At 58.8% G+C, this 4,853-nt stretch carries 4 protein-coding genes, 1 pseudogene and 1 other annotated feature (1 of these 6 running past the window's edge); all 5 genes and pseudogenes read left to right on the forward strand.

Going from position 1 to position 4,853, the window contains the following annotated elements; genetic code table 11:
- Positions 1–15: 15 nt before the first annotated feature.
- Positions 16–780 (forward strand): HD domain-containing protein, encoded by a 765-nt coding sequence (locus H5U36_02860; GenBank protein MBC7217114.1) that lies wholly within the window; start codon positions 16–18, stop codon positions 778–780.
- A 440-nt stretch (positions 781–1,220) separates the two neighbouring features.
- Positions 1,221–1,431: a binding site (T-box leader), on the forward strand.
- A gap of 22 nt (positions 1,432–1,453) precedes the next feature.
- Positions 1,454–2,383, forward strand: coding sequence for an alanine--glyoxylate aminotransferase family protein (locus tag H5U36_02865; GenBank protein ID MBC7217115.1), 930 nt, complete (start codon positions 1,454–1,456; stop codon positions 2,381–2,383).
- The gene (locus H5U36_02870; GenBank protein MBC7217116.1) at positions 2,380–3,336 is read left to right on the forward strand and encodes a hydroxyacid dehydrogenase; all 957 of its coding nucleotides are present in this window, start codon (positions 2,380–2,382) and stop codon (positions 3,334–3,336) included. The genes H5U36_02865 and H5U36_02870 overlap by 4 nt, the downstream gene beginning before the upstream one ends.
- A complete protein-coding gene (locus H5U36_02875) occupies positions 3,336–3,761 on the forward strand; it encodes an archease (protein ID MBC7217117.1) in 426 nt (141 codons plus the stop codon). Before H5U36_02870 ends, H5U36_02875 begins: the two co-directional genes overlap by 1 nt.
- 16 nt (positions 3,762–3,777) lie before the next feature.
- Positions 3,778–4,853: pseudogene (locus tag H5U36_02880) on the forward strand (RtcB family protein) (it continues 372 nt past the right edge of the window).

The raw sequence follows: 4,853 nt of genomic DNA on the forward strand, positions 1-4,853 counted from the left end.
GAGTTTTTGGTGCTCTTGCCGAGAACCTCCCCGGAAGAGAGCCAGGAAATCTGCCAAAAGATTCGTCACAATGCCCAGAGCGTGTACATCCACGATGTTCCGCTCTCTTTGGCCCTGGGTCTTGCAACCCGGGAAAGGGACGGAGAGAACCTGATGGCAGTCCTGCGCAGGGCCGAGGACGAGATGTATCGGGAGAAACTGGCCGAAACCCGGAGCTCCCGCAGTGCCATCATCAGTGCCCTCTTGAAAGCCCTGGAGGCGAAAAGCTACGAAACTGAGGTGCACACCCGGCGCATGGAGGAAGTGGGCCTGGCGATTGCCACAAGGCTTGGGCTCCCCGAGTCGGAGAAGCATCGTCTGAAAATTGCCATTATGCTCCACGACATCGGGAAGATCGTCCTTCCTGAGGAACTCCTGCGCAAGCCCGGGCCCCTCACTCCGGAAGAGTGGGCCCTCATCAAGACCCATCCTGAGTTCGGGTACCGTATCGTCCGCGCCACTCCCGAATTCGCCCACGTGGCCGAGGAGGTCTGGTCCCACCACGAGCGCTTCGACGGCACCGGTTACCCCCGGGGATTGCGGGGGGAAGAGATTCCCCTCCTTGCCCGCATTATTGCCCTGGCCGACGCCTATGAGGTGATGCGTTACGGACGGCCTTACAAGCAGGCTCTTCCCGAGGAGCGTATCATGGCGGAGCTCAAGCGCTGCGCCGGAACCCAGTTCGATCCCCAACTGGTGGCCATCTTTCTTTCGATTCTCGAGGAGAAGAATCGCAGGTAGTGTTCCCAGTACCTCCTGGTTTCTCTGGTGCACTCCAATGGCAACGGGGTAGTCCCCTGTTTTCCTCGCTTCGGAGATATCTCCTGGTGGGTATTTATGCTACCCCCGGATGAGGGATGGCAACCTTCGTTTCCTGGCCCGCAGGGGGCCCTACGCTCTGGTTCTCCGGAGCCATATTCTCGTGGTTTTCCCGGGATACCAAGTCAGAATTACCCCCCATGAGCTCCTCCCTGTGGGCTCGAAGGAGAGCAAGAAGAAACCCCCGTGGGGTTATGCCGGTTCCAGGTGGTGTTGCCCTTGTTGCAGTGGCGGGGGCTTTGCCTGCGGGGGCACGAGTGAGGGAGGCTCGTAGGGGCGGCAGGACGAACGAAACTCTCGTCAATCCGCAACCTGTTGACTTTCCCGGGCTTTGTGGTATAGTTCCTGTATCAGGGAAATTCGAAACGACGATGAAGGGGAGCAGTAGGGGAGTCCGGAGAGGTGCAGAGAACCGGAGAAGGTGAGAGCCGGTCCTCTCCTTCCCTGAATCCGCCCTGGAGTTGTGGGTACGAAGGGTGAGTAGTACCCAACGCGCTGTGTGGCGCGTTAGCGCTTTGAGGGTGGGTAACCACCGAAGAAGGGTGGCACCGCGGGAGAGCTCTCGCCCCTTGGGCGGGAGCTTTTGTTTTCTCCAATGGAGACGGTACGGCATTTTCTGGGGACAGAAAGCAAAATTCTCTTTTCGCCCTTTCCGAGGGTACTGGGGCTTGAGACGGCGGTGGTGAACTCCTTCTCCCCGGGGGACACGGTGGTTGTCCCGGTGTTCGGGGGAACGGGAGAGTGCTGGGCAAGGATTGCCGAGGCCTTCGGGCTTTCGGTGATCCGCCTTGGGGGGTATGGAGGAGAGGCCCCGTCCTGCGAGGATCTCCGTCTTCTTCTCTGGACGCAGAAGAGAGCAGTTCGGGGGGTGCTTGTGCCCCACGTGGAGCGGGATTCCGGTCTTTCCCTCAACCTTGAGGCTTTCGGGAAGGTGTGCCGGTCCTTTGGCGTTCTTTTCGTCGCCGAGGTGGGCGATGCCTTTGGGGTTTTTCCTCTCGAGCTTGATGCGTGGGGGGTTGATCTTGCGGTGGTTTCTGAGCCCCTGTCGTTCCGGGATGTGTCGCTTTTTGTGGTTGGGGAGAGGGCCTGGGAAGCCCGGGAACGTGCCCGCTGTCCCCGGTTTTCCCTGGATTTTTCCCGGATTCGGGAATGGGCTCAGGAGTTACCTTCTCCTCTTGGGGAGCGCCTCAAGTTCCTCAGGGCGATGGGATGGGAGGATATCCAAAAGCAGCGCCTTTACCTGAGGGAGGCCCTCTGCCAGGGGGCAAGGGCTTTGGGGTTTGGGGTTACGGAAGGAAATCTTTTCCCACTGATTGTGATTCTCGAGCTCCCCGAGGGGGTGGAGAGGGAAGAGCTCCTTTTTTCCCTGCGGAGGAGGGGGGTTCTTGCCGGTCCTGTTCCTCGAAGAGATAGGACCCTTTGGGTGCGGTGTGGGGATACCTTAAGTATCTCGGAAATCCATGGTATTCTTGAGGTGCTCCGGAAAGGTGTGCATACTGCGGAGACGGAGGTGGATGGAGGGTGAAGGAGGCAATTCGTATTCTCTGTGCTCGGGGTGTGCCTGAGGATATGGTGAAGCGCCTTTCGGAGGAAATCGGCCCGGTGGAGGTCCTCACCTCAGACGATGAGGAAGAAATCATCAGGGCCATAGGGGACAAGGACGTGTTCGTTGTGCGTTCCAAGCCCCTTGTGACTGCCCGGATTATCGAGCACGCCCCCCGGCTCAAGGTCGTTGCCCGTCCGGGGGTGGGGACGGACAACATCGATAAAAAAGCGTGTGAAGCCCGGGGCATTCAGGTTATGAATACTCCTGAGGCTTCGGCAGGGAGTGTGGCGGAGCTCACCATAGGGCTTGCCATTGCGCTTTTGCGCCACCTCTATTTGACTTGTGCCTTCCTCAAGGAGGGGAAGTGGGCCAAGGGGAAGTACACCGGGAGAACCGTTGAGGGGAAGACCTGGGGCGTGGTGGGTTTTGGGAGCATCGGCCGGCGGGTCGCCGAAATCGTGAAGGCCATGCGGGCCGAAGTCATAGCCTACGATCCCTATGTCCCTGAGGAGGAGTTTGTCCGGCGGGGGGTGAAGCGGGCTTTCCGGCTTGAGGAGCTCCTTGAGCGGAGCGACATTGTTTCACTCCATGTGGTCCTCAACAGCGAAACAGCAGGGCTCCTCTCGGGGGAGATGCTCCGGAAGATGAAAAAGGGTGCCTACCTCATCAACACTTCCCGGGGAAAGGTTGTCGATCAGAAGGCGCTCCTTGAGGTCCTGCGGGATGGGCATCTTGCGGGAGTGGCGCTCGATGTGTACGAGACTGAACCTCCTTCTCCGCAGGACCTCGAGCTCCTCGCCCAGGAGAACGTCATCTGCACCCCCCACATTGGCGGGAGCACTGAGGAGGCTTTTCTCAACGCCACGGAGATTCTCGTGAACAAGCTCAGGGCCTTCTTTTACCCTGGAGAGGGGGTTCCAATCGGGTACTGATGGCGATGAAACCCTTTGAGGTTCTCGACCACACCGCAGATATTGGCCTTGTGGCCTGGGGAAGGTCCCTGGAGGAGCTCTTCGCCAACGCTGCCCTGGGAATGTTTTCCCTCATCGGGGCGTTAGAAAAGGTAGGCGAAGGATTCGAGGCTTCTGTCTCTGTAGAGGGAAGCGACTACGAGGATCTCCTTGTCACCTGGCTTAATGAGCTACTCTACCTTTTCGAGGCTGAGGAAGTGCTCCTTGCCCGTTTTGAGATTCTCGAGCTCGGGCAGTACTACCTGAAGGGAAAGGTGTACGGGGAACCAATCGATTTTGCGAAACATGAGATTTTCCGAATCGTCAAGGCCTGTACGTACCACGAGGTGAAGGTGGAGGAGGTTGAGCCAGGACTTTTCCGGGCACAGGTGTACTTCGATATCTGAGGGGAGGTTGAAGGCGATGCCTGAGTGGAGTGGCCCACTGCAGAAGATAGACGACTGGCGTTTCCGAATCCCCAAGGATTACAAACCCGGAATGCGGGTTGAGGGGGTTATTTACGCCAGTGAGCGGATGATTCGGGCAATCCGCAAAGACCAGGCCCCGGAGCAGGTGGCAAACGTCGCCTTTCTGCCCGGGATTGTGGGCAAATCCCTGGCCATGCCCGATATCCACTGGGGGTACGGGTTCCCCATTGGGGGTGTGGCGGCCACGGCTCTTGAGGAAGATGGGGTTATCTCCCCTGGAGGCGTGGGCTTTGACATCAACTGTGGCGTTCGGGTGGTGAAGACGAACCTCACGAAAGACGAGGTCCTTCCGCGCCTTGAAAAACTCCTTTCGGTCCTTTTCCGGAACATCCCCTCTGGGGTGGGTTCAGAGGGAAAGCTCTCCTTTTCCCCGAGTGAGCTCCGCAGAGTCATGACTCAGGGGGCGCAGTACGTGATTTCCCGGGGCTTTGGCTGGCCTGAGGACAAAGACCACATTGAAGAGGGTGGCGCCATGGAAGGTGCAGACCCTGACGCGGTGAGCGACAAGGCCATCGAGCGGGGGAAGGACCAGCTTGGCACCCTCGGCTCAGGGAACCACTTCCTGGAGATTGAGGTCGTTGAGCGCATCTTCCGTCCCGATGTGGCAGAGATTTTTGGGCTCTTTGAGGGCCAGGTTATCATCATGGTCCACACCGGTTCCCGGGGTTTTGGCCACCAGATTTGCACCGATTACCTCCAGAAGATGCAGAATGCCATGAACCGCTACGGCATCAAGGTACCGGATAGGCAGCTTGCCTGTGCGCCCCTGTCCTCTCCTGAGGGCAGAGGGTACTTTGCGGCCATGGTTTCGGCGGCGAACTTTGCCTGGGCGAACCGCCAGCTCATCACCCACTGGATTCGGGAGTCTTTTGAGGAGGTCTTCGGGAAATCGGCCCGTTCCCTCGGGATGGAGGTCCTCTATGACGTCGCGCACAATATCGCCAAAATCGAGGAGCACGAGGTGGACGGAAAGCGGATGAAAGTCTGCGTCCACCGCAAGGGGGCAACAAG

This window comes from Candidatus Caldatribacterium sp. (assembly GCA_014359405.1).
Taxonomy (GTDB): Bacteria; Atribacterota; Atribacteria; order Atribacterales; family Caldatribacteriaceae; genus Caldatribacterium; species Caldatribacterium oleiphilum.

Bases quoted from the DNA above. Each gene is read 5' to 3' on its own strand.
- H5U36_02865 (MBC7217115.1), top strand. From the start codon at position 1,454: ATGGAGACGGTACGGCATTTTCTGGGGACAGAAAGCAAAATTCTCTTT.
- H5U36_02875 (MBC7217117.1), top strand. From the start codon at position 3,336: ATGGCGATGAAACCCTTTGAGGTTCTCGACCACACCGCAGATATTGGC.